This is a genomic window from Gilliamella sp. LMG 34362 (assembly GCF_984569125.1).
Genome location: NZ_OZ474902.1, coordinates 1556901 through 1573127, shown reverse-complemented (window position 1 = coordinate 1573127; position 16227 = coordinate 1556901). Strand labels below are relative to the sequence as shown.

At 32.5% G+C, this 16227-nt stretch carries 14 protein-coding genes and 1 tRNA gene; 10 read left to right on the top strand and 5 right to left on the bottom strand.

Translation table 11 applies throughout. The features are described 5' to 3' along the window. Positions 1-14 precede the first annotated feature (14 nt). Positions 15-884 carry a co-chaperone YbbN gene (locus AC5LWZ_RS07250; RefSeq protein WP_110447835.1) on the top strand — a complete coding sequence of 290 codons (870 nt, stop codon included), beginning with the start codon at positions 15-17 and terminating at the stop codon, positions 882-884. Positions 885-1087: 203 nt separating this feature from the next. Here the strand turns inward: AC5LWZ_RS07250 and map are convergent, their stop codons facing one another. After that, complete coding sequence (gene map / locus AC5LWZ_RS07245; protein ID WP_110447836.1) at positions 1088-1876, bottom strand: type I methionyl aminopeptidase; 789 nt, start codon at positions 1874-1876, stop codon at positions 1088-1090. Positions 1877-2090: 214 nt separating this feature from the next. Between map and rlmC the strand changes: the two genes are divergently transcribed. The 6 genes from rlmC to AC5LWZ_RS07215 all read left to right on the top strand — a co-directional run bounded on the left by rlmC (position 2091) and on the right by AC5LWZ_RS07215 (position 10642). Continuing rightward, positions 2091-3236: a 23S rRNA (uracil(747)-C(5))-methyltransferase RlmC gene (gene rlmC, locus AC5LWZ_RS07240; protein ID WP_493457328.1), complete on the top strand. Its 1146-nt coding sequence runs from the start codon at positions 2091-2093 to the stop codon at positions 3234-3236. Positions 3237-3536: 300 nt separating this feature from the next. Further along, complete coding sequence (locus tag AC5LWZ_RS07235; RefSeq protein WP_493463365.1) at positions 3537-5732, top strand: TonB-dependent hemoglobin/transferrin/lactoferrin family receptor; 2196 nt, start codon at positions 3537-3539, stop codon at positions 5730-5732. A 119-nt stretch (positions 5733-5851) separates the two neighbouring features. Further along, positions 5852-7498 (top strand): ABC transporter ATP-binding protein/permease, encoded by a 1647-nt coding sequence (locus tag AC5LWZ_RS07230; protein ID WP_493457384.1) that lies wholly within the window; start codon positions 5852-5854, stop codon positions 7496-7498. A gap of 51 nt (positions 7499-7549) precedes the next feature. Then, positions 7550-8074, top strand: a complete 525-nt coding sequence (locus tag AC5LWZ_RS07225) for a HugZ family pyridoxamine 5'-phosphate oxidase (protein WP_493463364.1) — start codon at positions 7550-7552, stop codon at positions 8072-8074. Between the two features lie 230 nt (positions 8075-8304). Further along, positions 8305-9867: a glutamate--cysteine ligase gene (gshA, locus tag AC5LWZ_RS07220; protein WP_493463363.1), complete on the top strand. Its 1563-nt coding sequence runs from the start codon at positions 8305-8307 to the stop codon at positions 9865-9867. A gap of 1 nt (position 9868) precedes the next feature. Then, on the top strand, positions 9869-10642 hold the full coding sequence (locus AC5LWZ_RS07215; protein ID WP_110447842.1) for an endonuclease/exonuclease/phosphatase family protein: 774 nt from the start codon (positions 9869-9871) through the stop codon (positions 10640-10642). Here AC5LWZ_RS07215 and AC5LWZ_RS07210 read toward each other — a convergent pair. The 3 genes from AC5LWZ_RS07210 to rnhA are packed head-to-tail and all read right to left on the bottom strand — an operon-like array spanning position 10629 to position 13150. Further along, on the bottom strand, positions 10629-11879 hold the full coding sequence (locus AC5LWZ_RS07210; RefSeq protein WP_493463362.1) for a transglycosylase SLT domain-containing protein: 1251 nt from the start codon (positions 11877-11879) through the stop codon (positions 10629-10631). The two genes, AC5LWZ_RS07215 and AC5LWZ_RS07210, sit on opposite strands and share 14 nt — an antisense overlap. A 42-nt stretch (positions 11880-11921) precedes the next feature. Further along, positions 11922-12650 carry a hydroxyacylglutathione hydrolase gene (gene gloB / locus AC5LWZ_RS07205; protein ID WP_493463361.1) on the bottom strand — a complete coding sequence of 243 codons (729 nt, stop codon included), beginning with the start codon at positions 12648-12650 and terminating at the stop codon, positions 11922-11924. Positions 12651-12676: 26 nt separating this feature from the next. Further along, positions 12677-13150, bottom strand: a complete 474-nt coding sequence (gene rnhA / locus AC5LWZ_RS07200) for a ribonuclease HI (RefSeq protein WP_110447845.1) — start codon at positions 13148-13150, stop codon at positions 12677-12679. A 196-nt stretch (positions 13151-13346) separates the two neighbouring features. Between rnhA and dnaQ the strand changes: the two genes are divergently transcribed. The 3 genes from dnaQ to AC5LWZ_RS07185 all read left to right on the top strand — a co-directional run bounded on the left by dnaQ (position 13347) and on the right by AC5LWZ_RS07185 (position 14978). Beyond that, positions 13347-14081, top strand: a complete 735-nt coding sequence (dnaQ, locus tag AC5LWZ_RS07195; protein WP_493463360.1) for a DNA polymerase III subunit epsilon — start codon at positions 13347-13349, stop codon at positions 14079-14081. Between the two features lie 113 nt (positions 14082-14194). Beyond that, positions 14195-14271 (top strand) — tRNA-Asp (locus AC5LWZ_RS07190). A 341-nt stretch (positions 14272-14612) separates the two neighbouring features. Further along, positions 14613-14978: a YbaN family protein gene (locus tag AC5LWZ_RS07185; protein WP_493463359.1), complete on the top strand. Its 366-nt coding sequence runs from the start codon at positions 14613-14615 to the stop codon at positions 14976-14978. An 84-nt stretch (positions 14979-15062) separates the two neighbouring features. On the opposite strand, the gene AC5LWZ_RS07180 is transcribed toward AC5LWZ_RS07185, so the two are convergent. Then, on the bottom strand, positions 15063-16115 hold the full coding sequence (locus AC5LWZ_RS07180; RefSeq protein ID WP_294910566.1) for a beta/alpha barrel domain-containing protein: 1053 nt from the start codon (positions 16113-16115) through the stop codon (positions 15063-15065). Between the last annotated feature and the right edge of the window lie 112 nt (positions 16116-16227).

Genomic DNA, 16227 nt, shown 5'->3' with positions numbered 1-16227 from the left:
TTATAGGATAGATTATGTCAAATCAATTTATTTTTGATGTTAATGAACAGAATATTCAAGAAATTATCGAAAAATCAACCAGTAATCCAGTGTTGTTCTATTTTTGGTCACCAAGAAGTCCTAATTATCAAGAAATGACAAATACGTTAACCAAATTAGCAACACAACATCACGGACAATTCATTCTTGCTAGCGTAAATTGTGATGAACAACAAATGTTAGCAGCTCAATTTGGGCTTAGAGCAATTCCAACCGTTTATATGTTTCAAAATGGTCAACCTGTTGATGGTTTTCAGGGGCCACAAAATGAAGAAACTATTAAAACTTTTTTAGATAAAATTTTACCCAATGAAGATGAACTGAAGCTTATTGAAGCACAACAATTATTTAATGAAGGCCAATATGCGCAAGCATTACCTTTATTAAAACAAACTTGGACTGTACTTAAAGATCATTTAGGCAAACCAAGATCAGATATTGCGTTAATGTTAGCGAAAAGCCAAATAGAACAAAAACAACTAGCTGAAGCAAAGGAGGTTTTGACAACTATTCCATTGCAAGATCAGGATACAGCATACCACGGTTTACAAGCCGAAATTGAGTTACTCGAACAAGCAGCGAATTCACCTGAATTACAGCAATTACAAGCTGAATTAGCTAAACAGCCAGATAATGTTGAGTTAATGATTCAACTTTCATCGCAATTAATGCAGGTTGGCCGGCACGAAGAAGCCTTAGAACTGTTGTTCAAACCTTTAACAAAAGATCTGAATGCTGGCGAAGGGCAGGTGAAGAAAACTTTACTAGATCTATTAGCAGCTTTAGGAACGAATAACGCACTTGCTAGTAGCTATCGCCGTAAGCTTTATACGTTATTATATTAAAATTGCTAAAACCAAAGCTTGAAGGATTTTGGACGCTTTTTTATGAGCTACTGGATATTAGGGACGAATATCACAACCTAGAAATATATGTCGCAGTAAAGTTAATGAATTCAAAAATCGCGGGAAATTGAATTCTAGATAGTTAGGTTAAGCTATATAAAATGAAGAGATTCAACAATTGAGCATTGTTGAATCTTTTTTGTTTAGTGTTCGATAACGCGAGGAAAGTTTTCATTACTGCGAAGGGTTAGAACTTCAACACCATTATCTGTAACTAAAATCGTGTGTTCATATTGGGCTGACAATCCATGATCTTTGGTTTTAACTGTCCAACCATCTTTCATGGTACGAGTACGCCAATCCCCAGTATTTACCATCGGTTCAATAGTAAAGGTCATACCTGGTTTTAAAATCACACCACCATCGTCAGCATCATAATGTAAAACTTGTGGTTCATCATGATATACTTCACCTATACCATGACCACAATATTCACGAACAGAAGAAAATCCAAATTTATCAACATATTTTTGAATTGCTTTACCGATTTCTTTTAATCTGATCCCTGGTTTAATTATTTTAATGGCTTCGTATAAACTCTCTTGTGTGACTTGACATAGTTTTTCTCCGGCAACAGTTGGTTTTCCTGCAATGTACATTTTTGATGTATCCCCATGAAAACCATCTTTAATTACCGTCACATCAATATTAAGAATATCACCATCTTTTAACTTTTTATCAAAACTTGGAATACCATGACATACTACATCGTTAATTGAAATGCAGCTGGTATGCTGAAAACCATGATAACCAATGTTGGCAGGAATAGCCTTTTGCACATTAACAATGTGTTCATAACAGATCTTATCTAGCTCACCAGTGCTAATACCTGGTTTGACATAAGGTTCAATCATTTCTAAAACTTCTGCTGCTAATTTGCCAGCGATTCGCATTTTTTCGATTTCAGCGGGGGTTTTTAACTTAATAGACATTAATGAGTTCCTATAATTTGCATGGCAATATCCTATCATATACCGCTATTTCGTCAAATCATAGCTATTGATAAATCAAGTATAACGATTAAATTTAAGATTTTTGTTAAAAAATTTTGAGGAAAGGGGTTTTTGGACATAAAAAAAGAAAACTAATACAGCTTAAAACCATTTAATTATATAATAATGCATTATAAAAAAAGGTTTTCATAAAATGCAATGTAGCTATTATCAAGAAAATAAATGTTTGTCTTGTCATAAAATAAATCAACCATATAAGTCTCAACTAAATGAAAAGCAAAACCAATTAATTGAAACTTTAGCAAAGTTTAATCCTAAAGAAGTTAAAGATCCTTCTGCTAGCCCTGAATTAGGTTTTCGTAATAAAGCTAAAATGGCGGTGCTAGGCACGGTTGAAAAACCCATATTGGGTATTCAAAATGATAACCAAATTATTGATCTGTGTGATTGCCCGCTTTATAGCGTAAATATGCAAAGTATCCTAAAAATGGTTCGCACCTATATCCGTAAACAAGGATTGGTCCCTTATAATATTAATAAGCGGAAAGGGGAGTTAAAATTTGTCATTATTACCGAAAGTGTTATCGATGATAAAAGCCACTTTATGCTACGGTTTGTATTAAAATCACATAAATTTGTCGAGAAGATAAGCAATAGTTTGCACAATTTAATCAATAAGATAAATAATCTACAAGTCGTATCGATTAATATTCAACCTAATCATGCCGCCATATTAGAGGGTAACGAAGAGTTAATTTTAACGGATAATCCTTTTCTAGAATTTAGGTTAAATCACATACCACTTTATATAAAATCAAAAAGCTTCTTTCAAACAAATAGCTATATTGCTGAAAAATTATATAAAACGGCTAGTGATTGGCTGGCGAATTTAGATGTAAACTCTATATGGGATCTCTTTTGTGGTGTAGGTGGATTTGGTTTGCATTGTGTTCGTCATGCTAATAACGATAATATTCAATTAACAGGAATTGAAATTAGTTCTGATGCTATTGAATGTGCATCAAAATCTGCTAAACAGCTAGGTTATGACAAACTTAATTTTGAATCCTTAGATGCCACTAAATATGCAACCCATCAAAAGCAGACGCCTGATTTAGTTTTACTTAATCCACCAAGACGAGGGGCAGGTAGAGTACTGGTCGAATACTTGGAAAATATACAACCCAACTATATTTTGTATTCAAGTTGTAATTTGTCATCATTAGCACAAGATCTACAATTATTGACTAATTACCAAATGACCAAAGTGCAATTATTTGATATGTTCCCTCATACATCTCATATGGAAGTGCTAGTTTTGTTAGAAAAAATCAGATAAATCATTACTAATATAGGCTAGTTTTTATAATAAATATTAATAAATCTAGCCTAACCAATTTTGTGAATTCTTTTGTTCTTACCTTTTATTTTCATCATATAAAGATTTCTTATCCTGATTCTATTCAATTTTTATAATTACAGCAATAACATTAAATGATAATCATTAGCAAATGTTAATAATTATTATTAACATTGATCATGTTTATAATTTTTGCTAGATTAATGGGCCAAAAATGATAATTATCAAATATTGGGGCATTGGTTAAAGCAGTTCATTAATCTAATTTTGTGGTGAAAAATGAAAATAAATAAGATATTTCTAATGATGTTGGCGGCTTCAATACCTTTCCCTGTATTTGCTGATAATGATGATATAGAAACAATTACGGTTACGGCGAGCAGACAAAAGAAAGCTAAATTGGCTATCCCTGAAACGGTTGATGTTGTGACTAAGAAAAATATAGATGATCATCAAATGTCAACGATGGAAGATTTAGTTAGATATATGCCAGGTATATCGGTAAATCGACAAACTTCTGGTACCGATCCTTTTGGGAATCTCGGTGGAATTAGAATACGTGGCATGTCGGGTAACCGTGTTCAGTTACAAGTAGATGGCTCAAGGGTTATTGAAAGTATACAAGACGGAAACAGAAATTTTATTGATTTATCAAATATCAAAACCGTGGAAGTTATTCGTGGACCAGGATCAGTTTTATGGGGAGCCGATGCAGTTGGTGGTGTTGTGGCATTTAAAACATTAGATCCTAGTGATTTACTTAAAGGCAGATCATATGCAGTTAGAGTTAATGGTGGTTATGATAGTTTGAATAAACAAAATACTAAAACCGGTATGTTAGCTGTTGAACTAATGTCTAATTTAGAAGGTTTATTAAGTTTTAGTCGTCGAGATTATCAAGAGGCGAGATTAAGCAAAGCTAAAGCGAATGGTGGTATTTGGGGATGTCCGCGTGGAGAAGATGCCATACGATGTAATAAATTAAACCCTTTAGATGCGAAAGCAGAAAATATGCTCACTAAACTTGTTTATCATAATGATAATCGGGAAACAAAATTAACATATGAAAATTTTCGATCTAACTCGTTTGTAAAACAGCTATATGATTACGGTTTGCAATCTAATGGATCTTTCAATGGTGATTATCGAAGAACGCAAATACAAACTCGTAAAAGGTTTGCCATCGATGATAGTTGGATGCCATCATTAGGGTTTGTGGATCAAATTAAAACCATGCTCTCTTATTCTCCTCAAGAACGTTATTTAAAATCACATCGTCAGCAAAAAGATAAAAAACAAAATCCGATTTATACCTATACAACTAATGATTATAAAGAAAAATTCTGGCAATTGGATTTACAATTGAACTCAAACTTTGACTTTTTAAACAGTAATCATGATTTAGTTTATGGTTTTCAGGGCGATATTACCCGCAGTTACTATCGTAATGCAAGTACAAAAAATGGTATAAAAAGCATTGGTGGAGGGTTTAATTTTGCTAATTCTAAAACACAAAGAGCTGATATCTATTTTCAAGATGAATTTCATTTGATTAGTGAACGATTTAAAATTAAGCCAGGTGTCCGCTATGCAACTTACAAAATCAAACCCAATCCAGATAGCCATTATGCGGTAATCGAAGGAAAAGAACCTCGTGAGGTTACATCACATCGTTTTATTCCTCAATTAGGTGCTTTGTTTAACATTAACGATCAATACTCAGTTTATGCTCGTTATGCTGAAGGTTTTAAAATGCCAACAGCTCAACAGTTATATACTTCTTTGCCATCATTTAGCATGAATCTAATCCCTAATCCTAAATTGAAGCCAGAAAAAGTAAAATCATATGAAACAGGGTTAAGAGGCGATTTTTCTAAAGGCTGGTTTAGTGTAGGCTTTTTTAAAGCTGATTATAGTGATTATATAAAGAATTTTATTCGTGTTGGACCAAAAGATTATACCTATAAAAATTTATCCAAAGTTAATCTTTGGGGTATTGAATCATCGGCTGAATGGCAATTTTATCCAAATTGGACATTAAATGCGTCGACTTCGTATCAATATGGTAAAAAACAAGAATCACCTGAACAGAAAAAATCTTATTTTAATGATGCCATGCCATTACAAGGTAATCTAGGTCTAAAATGGCATCTTCCTGATTTCAATTTTGATACTGAAGTATTAGCTACATTTTCTAAAGCGGTTTCACATGTATCCAAAGATAGCTCGTCTTCAGATGAAGTATTTAAGCCAAGTGGTTATGCCATTTATAATGCTTATTTAAATTGGCATCCAAGCAAGAATATTACTATTAGGGGTTCAGTATTAAATATCTTCGATCGTCGTTATTTTAAATGGCCTATGTTTAGTAGTTATTATAAAAATCCGCAAACTAATGTAAAAGTGACGAATCCTATCGAGTTACAAACAGCGCCAGGAAGAACATTTGCCATAAGTGCGGTTATAAATTTCTAATAATTAAGGATGATTACTACTATCAAAATTTTAATAACGATATTGATGGTAGTAAATAGAAAAAATATTTAGTTTCGAGAATATAAGTTTTGCAAACATTAAAAAATATCATATTGCTTATGAAGCTCTGTTTCAAATCCAAGCAAGGAAAGTTAGGTTTTGGTTATGCTTTTATTATTATAAGTTTAAATATTATTCTAATCAGAATCAGTCTAGAAATGATTAATTGGAATAAAAACTTTTATAACGCATTAGAAAAGTACGATATGCAAGCGGTAATAACGCAATTATTAGTTTTTATCATGTTAACTTTTTTTGGTGCAATTACCTATTTGATCATCGAGTATTTAAGAAAAACATTGGTTATAACTTGGCGTAAAGTTTTAAATGACACGATAATAAATCATTGGCTCAATCATAAAGCCTATTGGTTTATAAATAATAATCAAGCAAACATAGACAATCCAGATCAGCGTATTTCTGAAGATTGCCTTTTATTTATCGAAAGATTAACTAACGAAGGATTTTCATTTATTACACAATTTATAGGTCTTTTTTCATATTTTATGCTTTTATGGCAAATAACCGATAATTTTGTTTTAGAATTTAGCCTATTCAATATTGATATAAGCATTTCACATTATCTAATTTGGTTAGCCCCTATTTATGTCATTTTAACTTCATATGTTGCCCACAAGTTGGGAAGCCCATTAAAAAATTTACTCATTCAGCAACAACATTTAGAAGCAAATTACCGTTTTGTTTTAACTCGATTTAGAGAAGCGAAAGAATCTATTGCATTATTAGAGGGAGAACAGGTTGAACAACAACAATTTGATCAACATTTTGATAGCATTGTAAAAAATTGGTATAAACTGATTAAACGACAATTTATTTTAGGTTGTTTTACACGTCCTTACTATTTAACAGTGTTAAGTATTCCGACCTTTTTTTCTCTACCAATCTATTTAATCGGTAAAGTTAGTTTGGGATCATTGATGCAAATTAGTAAATCATTTAGTAATGTAGTGACTAATTTATCTTGGTTTATTTTCAATTATAATAAACTGGCCGAACTGATTGCCTGTAGTTATCGTTTAAGCCAATTTATTCAACAGTCTGAAAAAGTCTCTTACCAGTTTAAACAACTTAATCAAGTTGAAAATGGAGATGAATGTTTATTATTGGAAAATTTAATCATAAACAAACCTGATGGAAAGATTTTACTAAAATTACCTGATCTCCATATTAACAAAGGGGAGTCAGTTGTTTTATCTGGTGCATCGGGTATAGGTAAATCAACACTTTTTAAAATAATATCTGGTCTTTATCCATATTATGATGGAGTGGTCAAGGTTCCTAAATTTAAGAAACTTTTTTTATCACAAAATGCTTACTTTCCTATGGGAGGATTGGCTCATGCAGTAAGTTATCCAGAACCATTGTTTGAGAAGGATCTTACTGTTATTAAACAACTACTATTAGATGTGGGTTTTTCTTCTGAAAATATTGATAAAAATTTACTTAATGATAATTTAAATACACTTTCTGGTGGCGAAAAACAACGTTTAGTTATTGCGAGAATTTTAATGCATAAACCGGATTGGATTTTTATGGATGAAACCACCAATGCTTTAGATAAAGTAGCCGAAAAGCAATTGCTAAAATTGTTACAGACTAACTTACCAACAAGTAGTTTTATTATAATTTCTCATAGTGATATATCGAACTACTTTAATAAGTGTTATCAATTAAATTTATCGTGATTTTAAAAACAGATTATTTAACAAAATATTAAAACAAATCAAGGAGTAATTATGGCTGAGTCCAAAAATGATGTTGTGCAAAAAACAATAGATGATTTACATGTAACAATGCAAACTATCATACTTTCAACAATCACCGAAACAGGAGAGGTTGATACTAGCTATTCACCTTATTTCTTTGACGGTAATGACTATTACATCTTAATTTCAGACTTAGCACCACATAGTAAAAATATCAAAGCTAATTCAAACATATCTTTTTTAATTATTGATGATGAATCTAATACTAAGAATATTTATGCTCGTAGAAGATTGTCTTTCCATGCTTCGGCAACTATTGTTGAAAGAGGATCTGAACAATTTGATTCTGTTGTCGATCTGCTAGCTAAAAAAGTGAGCAAAATGGTTTATATGTTAGCTGAAATGAATGATTTTAATTTATTTAAATTAACCCCAAAAGAGGGTAGATTAGTAGTTGGTTTTGGTAAAACCTATATTATCGATCCACAAAATAAAACGGTAATAACAGTAGATGAAGATTATGTCGCTAAGCAAAAACAACAATCTACTAATTAATATCATTATCTAAGCATTATCTATATTATTGCCATTACTTATTAACTCAGTAATGGCTTTTTTCATCACTCCACTTTTTGCTTAAATGTTTTAAATAATAGTTTTTTTATTTTCGATTGAGGATTCATATTCTTAAAATAGCTTCACTCAATCAAGAAAACTGCCTATCTAAAGCAGTAAACTATGTTAAAATTGAGCCAACATAAACTGAATTTAGGATAGTTAATATTATGGTTCCTGATGTTTCGAAAGCTCTCAGTTGGTTAGAAAAACATTATACTATTTTACAAGGCATTCAGAGAGGCCTTGAACGTGAGACATTACGAATTTTACCTGATGGTTCGCTGTCAAAAACGCCGTTTCCTGAAAAAATTGGTGCTGCATTAACTCATCCATGGATCACGACTGACTTTGCAGAATCTTTATTAGAGTTTATTACTCCAGTTAATACCAATATCGATTATATGTTAACTTTTTTACGAGATTTACACCGTTATGCCAGTGTAAATATTGGTGATGAGTTAATGTGGCCACTGAGCATGCCTTGTTTTGTTGCCAAAGAAGATGACATTATCTTAGCTCAATATGGAAAATCTAATGAAGGACGTTTTAAAACGGTTTATCGTGAAGGTTTAAAAAATCGTTATGGTGCCATGATGCAAACTATTTCAGGGGTTCATTATAACTTTTCATTACCCATGGCATTTTGGCAAGCAAGAGATGGTGTTAAAAACAGTGAAGAGGGTAAGGCTGTTATTTCGGAAGGTTATTTCACTCTAATTCGCAATTACTACCGTTTTGGTTGGGTTATCCCTTATCTATTTGGTGCATCGCCATCAATGTGCTCGTCATTTATTCAAGATCCAGAAAAAGCAAAAGCTTTCATCGAACAAACTAATGGTAACTGCTATTTACCTTATGCTACATCATTACGATTGAGTGATATTGGTTATACTAATAATGCCCAGAAACAATTAGGGATCACCTTTAATCATCTAGATACTTATGTTGAAGGTTTAAAGCGGGCTACCAAGACAAAATCAGCCGAATTTGGCAAATTAGGCATTAAGGTTGATGGCCATTATCGACAGTTGAATGATAACGTATTACAAATTGAGAATGAATTTTATGCACCAATTCGACCGAAACGAGTTCCAAGATCTGGGGAATCACCATCCGATGCTTTACTACGTGGTGGCATAGAATATATAGAAGTTCGAGCACTTGATGTTAATCCATTTTCACCAATTGGTATTACCGAGGAACAAATTCGATTTATCGACCTATTTTTAATTTGGTGTGCTTTAGCGCCTGCTCCTGAAATGAGTAGTGCAGAGCTAGAATGTGCAAAATTAAATTGGAATAGAGTGATTATTGAAGGCCGTAAACCAGGATTAGAAATTGGATTAGGCTGTGATAGCTATCGACAACCGTTAGCTAAAGTAGGGCACGAACTTTTCAAAGATTTACTTCGAGTCGCCGATGTACTTGATCATCAAGACGACAAACAACAATATCGAAAAGTTTGTGAACGGCTTGATCTTATGTTTGATCAACCGGAATTGACACTATCGGCGAGAACTTTAGCCGCTATTAGTGATTTGGGAACAGCCAAATTTGGTTTAGCTTTAGCTACTCAATATAAAAAACAACTTAGCTCAGAACCCTTATCAGTTCTAACTGAAGATGATTTTAATCAGCAACGAATGTTATCGATTGAAAAACAACAGAAAATAGAACAAAATGACACTATGTCCTTTGATGAATTTTTAAAAGAAAAATTGAACAGCTAAAATGTTTAAACATCGCGATTATACATTACGATATCAAGGAAAATGTGATGTTGAATTAATATTACCAAACCATAAAATTATGCATAATGAACCGTTAATTGGCCAACAACCTTTTTCGGTTTTGGTTTGGAATATTTTTAAACAGAAGAGGGCGGATTGTATTAATATCCTCGAGCAATATGCTCATCAAACCAAGTTGATATTATTACAGGAAGCTCAAACCACCTCACAATTATTAAATTTTATTGCTGAAAATAATAAAATTGCTGATCATGTACCAGCCTATAGTTTAAACGATATTTATGCTGGAGTTATGACAATAACTGACACAACACCAACACAAATTTTATCCTTTAGAGAAAGAGAACCATTCATTCGAGTACCAAAATCAGCATTAATTACTCTTTATCCAATAAAAAATTCAACGCAACAACTTTTAGTTGCTAATATTCATGCTATTAATTTTAGTCTAGGGGTGAAAGTTTACCGCCAACAAATTTATATGTTATTAAATTATATCGAACAACATCATGGGCCAGTAATTTTGGCGGGCGACTTTAATGCCTGGAGTCGGCAACGATTAAGCCTACTTTATCATTTAATTCGTTCAATAAATCTTAAACCAGTTAATTTCTCTAATGATATAAGAAAAACATTTTTAGGTAGGCCACTTGATTTTGTATTTTATCGAGGATTGAAGCTTAATGCGGCTAATATAGTCAATACAGCCGCATCAGATCATAATCCATTATTTGTGAAATTTAAATTGGATTAGAATTGACCAAATTGATCGTTAAGATATCACCTTCTTTAACACGCATATTTTTTAATTTATTCCATTGCAAAAGATCGGTGATTTTAACTCGGTAATTTTGAGCGATAGTATAAAGGTTATCACCCGCTTTAACTTGATAAGTAATCTGTTTTTTGCCACCATTCAACATTGATTTGGTATCTTTCGCATTGGTACCTGTATATTGAATAGTAGTAGATTTTATTTCAAACGGCATATTGTTATGTGGAACATCTTCTAAAAGTTCAGTCACTTGATTAACAACTAAATTTTCAGATTTTAACTTTTTAAATAATTTATCTGCATGAGAATAAGGTACTAATAGATGGAAAGGGCCATTTACTGTTTGTTGTACATAACCTGCATTGTATGTCATTAAATCGTTAAGTGATAATTCTGAATATTGCGCTATTTTAGCTAATGATACGTTTTTAGACATATCGATTCTAACTAATGAATTTTCATAATTACAATCAGGTAATTTAATACCATATCGTTTATTATTTTTAACAATATCAATGATAGCTAATATTTTTGGCACATAATGCATTGTTTCTGCCGGTAAATCTAACGACCAATAATCAGTTGATAAACCTTTAGCTTTATTTTTATCAATAGCTCTTTGAATTCTACCTTCACCAGCATTATATGCAGCTAATGTTAACAGCCAATCGCCATTAAATCGATTATTAAGGTTTTGTAACAAAGAAATTGCTGAACCAGTTGATGCAATTAGATCTCGACGGCCATCAAAACTACTACTACGTTTTAAACCATATTCTTTAGCAGTGATAGGTACAAATTGCCATAAACCAGCAGCTTGAGCAGGAGATGTGGCTAAAGGATCGTAAGCACTTTCTATTAATGGGATTAAAGCTAGTTCGACCGGTAATTTATTTTTTCGTAACTGATTAATGATGTAATACACATAAGGCTCAGATCGTAACGCAATATTTTCAAATCCTTTTGGATTACGTAATAAACGTTCGCGTTCGGCAACAACTCGGCTATTATTAGGTACATTAACGTTAATTTGCGTTAACATATAACGCCAAGGATTTTGCGTAACTGAAGCGTAATTAACACCACCACTTTTAACGCTAGAATTAACTATTGATTTAGTATTATATTTTTTTGAGCCAGCGTTGTATCGTGAACCATGATTCTGACACCCGACTAAAAAAGCACATAACACTGTAAATATTAATAATTTTTTCATTAGATTATAAGTTAGGACATTAATTTAAGCTGATTATTATACCTAAAAAATGTCCTTTTGGCTCCTAAAAAAAGCAAACAACTCTAACTCATTGTTACAATTAAATTTATTTTGTAAGTTTTTTTCCTCACAACGTAAAAATAAGTTGATCTGTTTTTCTTTGGTTAAAATAGAAGGCAAAGTAATTTTCTTTCTGCAGGTAAAATCATAATACTCACGGATAACTTGATCCCCAGGAACCAGCATTTGAGTAAAATCTAAATTAGTTAAGGTATATTCATGTCCTGCACAAATAAGGGTATCATCAGGTAACTGCTTTAATTTATTCAGTGAACTTAGCATTTGCTTATGATCACCTTCAAAAATTCTTCCACAACCAGCGGAAAACAATGTATCACCACAAAATAAATATGGCTGACAATAATAAGCTAAATGTCCTAATGTATGTCCCGGTACTGAAATAACCTCATATCGAAAATCAGCAATCAATAATTCATTGATGTTTTCGAGATGGTTAATCTGCAAATTAATTTCACTTGGCCCAAAAGCTTCAATATCGGGATAAGCTGCTTTTAGCTCAGTTACCCCACCAGTGTGATCGATATGGTGATGAGTGAGTAAAATTGCAAGGGGTGCTAAGTGATATTTTTTTAGATAACTTAGCACTGGAGCAGCTTCACCAGGATCTATAATAACTACCTGTTTATTAGCATTTTCAAGTAACCAAATATAATTATCTTTTAGAGCAGGGATAATATGTAGCTGATACATTGTTATTATACCTTTATTTTATCGGATTAATCAGTTAATGATGCTTCAAAAATAGTATCGTGTAAGGTAGGTGATTCAGCTTGCGTTTTAGCGATAACATCACAGCGTTCGTTCTCAATATGACCTGCATGGCCTTTTACCCAAATCCATTCGATCGTATGTAGCTTAGCTAATTCATCTAAACGTTGCCATAAATCAACGTTTTTCACTGGTTGTTTTTTAGCGGTTCTCCAGCCGTTTTTTTTCCAACCATGAATCCAATTTGAAATACCATTGCGTAAATATTGGCTGTCAGAATAAAGCTTAATTTGACAGGGTTCTTTCAGTAATGCTAACGCAACAATGGCAGCAAGTAACTCCATACGATTATTAGTGGTGTTGAAATAACCTTGAGCTAGTACTTTTTCATTTTGTTTGTATTTTAAAATCGCTGCATATCCACCAGGTCCTGGATTACCCAAACAAGATCCATCAGTGAATATTTCAATACTTTTTTGCATATGTGGCCTAATTTATAAACTTTTATCGTGATTATTTTTCGAGAAATTTTGGCTTAATATAAATATTAATAAACCATTATTAATGTTGTATCAATCATTGACTAAAACAGTGTAGGTATCAACATCAGAGCGTTTTGGTGTTAGACTATACCACTAATTTGTTAAATTCCCAATTATAGATAAAGAAGAGTATATTGTGATAACACATTCAACCCGCCAAATTGTATTAGATACAGAAACTACAGGTATGAATCAAGACGGTAATAATCATTATGAAGGTCATAAGATTATTGAGATTGGTGCAGTTGAGGTATTAAATCGACGATTAACAGGAAATCATTTCCATGTTTACATCAATCCAGAACGTTTAATTGATGAAGAAGCCTTTAAAGTTCATGGTATCAGTGATGGATTTGTTAAAGACAAACCGATTTTTAAAAATATTGCACATGATTTTATTAAGTTTATAGATGGTGCTGAATTAGTTATTCATAACGCCTCGTTTGACGTTGGTTTTATGGACTATGAGTTTCGTCTTTGTGGGTTAGACTATAAAACAGCTGATCACTGTATTATTACCGATACATTAGCTATGGCTCGCCGTCTTTTCCCTGGTAAACGTAATAATTTGGATGCATTGTGCGAGCGTTATCAAATTGATAATTCACATCGTACCTTACATGGAGCCTTACTGGATGCTGAAATACTTGCTGAAGTTTATTTAGCAATGACCGGAGGACAAACCACTTTGGCATTTAGTTCGGACGATAATTTATCTGCATCAATGACGAATAATGCCGTGAAAAAAATTGAACGTAGTGGGATACCGCTAACAGTAATTAAAGCTAACGAAGCAGAATTAGCTGCGCATGATTCAATTTTAGAAAAAATTGATAAAAAAAGTGGTGGAGCCCTTTGGAAAGTGCATTAATGATTGTTTTCTATTCAATTGAACATAATTTTTAAAATTTATATTGACGAAAATAATAATAATCTTTAATATCACGCCTACTTTAATCTTCTGCATTAAAGAGTCTAAAAAGCGGAGCGGTAGTTCAGTTGGTTAGAATACCTGCCTGTCACGCAGGGGGTCGCGGGTTCGAGCCCCGTCCGTTCCGCCAATTCTTAAAAGTTTTACTCACTTTGAGTATAATTCAAAAACACTCATTCTATATAAAACTCATAACATTTCTGAATTAATTTTAACTATACTTCAATACTATTTTTGTATCCTTTTTTTGTTCCAATTTTAAATATATGAGATATCACGTCAAGAAACTAACTTAGCCGTAATCTTTTGATTTAAATTTTCTATAGCTACTTATATCTAGTCTTTCTCTAAAGAATATGGTTAGAGCTTAATAGTTCTGTCATTTGATATTTAGTGGTAACTTTCTCTATATATTTATGTTATCTTCAATAATTATTTACACAAATTAAAATTATTTGAATTGATTTAAATATGTTAAAGAAATCGCTATTTATTTTTTTAGGAGGGCTTTCCTTTGTATTAGGAACAGTGGGGATTTTTATTCCTATTTTACCTACTGTACCTTTTTATTTGCTTACTGCATATCTATGGTTAAACAGTTCTGATCGCCTGTACAACTATTTTACCCAAACTCATTATTATCAAACCTATGTGCAGAAAATGCTTATTGAGAAAAAAGTATCAAAAAAAGGATTGATAAAAATGTTAACCATGGTTTTCATCATTTTATTTATTCCATTTATTTTATTTGATTCTTTGCATGTCAGAATTATTTTAGCAATAGTCTTCTTTGCACATGTTATTTTTGGTGGGTATTATTTTCTCAAGAAGAGATAATATAGTTGTTGGTAGGAATAAAATTACAGGGCAAATAAGTTACCCTGTAACAATTACTTAGTAATATAGTGAGATAACTGATAACTATTTAAGACTTTTTTTAATCTCAATAGCTAATAATGGGTTCCACATTGCACCTGTAGCACTCATTACCGCATCAGCGCCATTTTGAATAAACTGATGATAATGTTCACTATTGCTGACACCACCAACGCCAATAATGGCAAAATTTAAATCCAGTTGTTGACGATATTTTGCCAAACGACTCACCATATCAAGTCCAGCCCAACGAATTGCATCACCACATATGCCACCTTCTTTGCGGTTTTCGCCTAGTGCCGGATGTCCACTTGCATCTACCGGTTTCGCCGAAAGGGTATTAATAGTACTCAATCCATCAATAATTTTTCCGACACGAGTTAATAGAGATATAATGCGTTCATCATCAGGAAAATAGGCTAATTTTAAAATAAGAGGGCGATCTGGTACCGCATTCTTAATTTCATTCACAATTCGTTCTACTTTATCGACATCAAAACACAGTAGTTTACTTGCTCCTTCGTTTGGACAACTCAAATTAGCTTCTAATATAGGCGCATTAGTTTCTCTCACTAATTTAGCCGCTAAAGCATAATCTTTTTCTATCTCACCATTACCTTGGGTACCTTGGAAACTACCTATTACACATTGTCCAGCACCGGCCGCATTTACCGCATCAGCCATATCAGGTTGCCAAATATCCGGTGCAAATGATGGCACACCAAAGGAATTAGTAATTGATAAAGGTTGATCGTAGTTTCTATCAGCCAAAACAGTATCTAGGTTAGGTGATAACTTACCTTTAGGATGAACAGATAAAACATTCGGTAATGGATGACATTTGTGAAACTTGGTTCTAACCGTTTTATAAACACATAAGTCAAATCCATAAGCAAAAGCAGCTTTGATATAATTAGCATTTAGTAACGGACCTGCAGGTTGACCAAATGGAAGATTAACATCGACATTTAAAAATTTTGTTGGTTTAGTTGCGACCTGTTCAGCCTTATCTAATTCAGCAAAAAGTCCAAAAGGGCCTTGAGCATAATTATCTTCGTAACTTATGCTTGGATTATAAAAAGGGATCAAAGGTTTCATGCTATCTCCTGTCTATGGCTATTTTTGATGTGATTTTGGTTTAAAATTTGATATAAATTCGAAAAGTTAAAGTTGCAGACATAAAAAATCCTCCATAAAGGAGGATCAATAT

What these genes read in the sequence shown, in the direction of transcription:
- gshA (WP_493463363.1), top strand. Translation starts at nt 8,305, where the DNA reads ATGGTTCCTGATGTTTCGAAAGCTCTCAGTTGGTTAGAAAAACATTAT.
- rlmC (WP_493457328.1), top strand. Translation starts at nt 2,091, where the DNA reads ATGCAATGTAGCTATTATCAAGAAAATAAATGTTTGTCTTGTCATAAA.
- AC5LWZ_RS07215 (WP_110447842.1), top strand. Translation starts at nt 9,869, where the DNA reads ATGTTTAAACATCGCGATTATACATTACGATATCAAGGAAAATGTGAT.
- gloB (WP_493463361.1), bottom strand. Translation starts at nt 12,650, where the DNA reads ATGTATCAGCTACATATTATCCCTGCTCTAAAAGATAATTATATTTGG.
- AC5LWZ_RS07180 (WP_294910566.1), bottom strand. Translation starts at nt 16,115, where the DNA reads ATGAAACCTTTGATCCCTTTTTATAATCCAAGCATAAGTTACGAAGAT.
- rnhA (WP_110447845.1), bottom strand. Translation starts at nt 13,150, where the DNA reads ATGCAAAAAAGTATTGAAATATTCACTGATGGATCTTGTTTGGGTAAT.
- AC5LWZ_RS07185 (WP_493463359.1), top strand. Translation starts at nt 14,613, where the DNA reads ATGTTAAAGAAATCGCTATTTATTTTTTTAGGAGGGCTTTCCTTTGTA.
- AC5LWZ_RS07225 (WP_493463364.1), top strand. Translation starts at nt 7,550, where the DNA reads ATGGCTGAGTCCAAAAATGATGTTGTGCAAAAAACAATAGATGATTTA.
- AC5LWZ_RS07230 (WP_493457384.1), top strand. Translation starts at nt 5,852, where the DNA reads ATGAAGCTCTGTTTCAAATCCAAGCAAGGAAAGTTAGGTTTTGGTTAT.
- AC5LWZ_RS07210 (WP_493463362.1), bottom strand. Translation starts at nt 11,879, where the DNA reads ATGAAAAAATTATTAATATTTACAGTGTTATGTGCTTTTTTAGTCGGG.
- AC5LWZ_RS07250 (WP_110447835.1), top strand. Translation starts at nt 15, where the DNA reads ATGTCAAATCAATTTATTTTTGATGTTAATGAACAGAATATTCAAGAA.
- AC5LWZ_RS07235 (WP_493463365.1), top strand. Translation starts at nt 3,537, where the DNA reads ATGAAAATAAATAAGATATTTCTAATGATGTTGGCGGCTTCAATACCT.
- map (WP_110447836.1), bottom strand. Translation starts at nt 1,876, where the DNA reads ATGTCTATTAAGTTAAAAACCCCCGCTGAAATCGAAAAAATGCGAATC.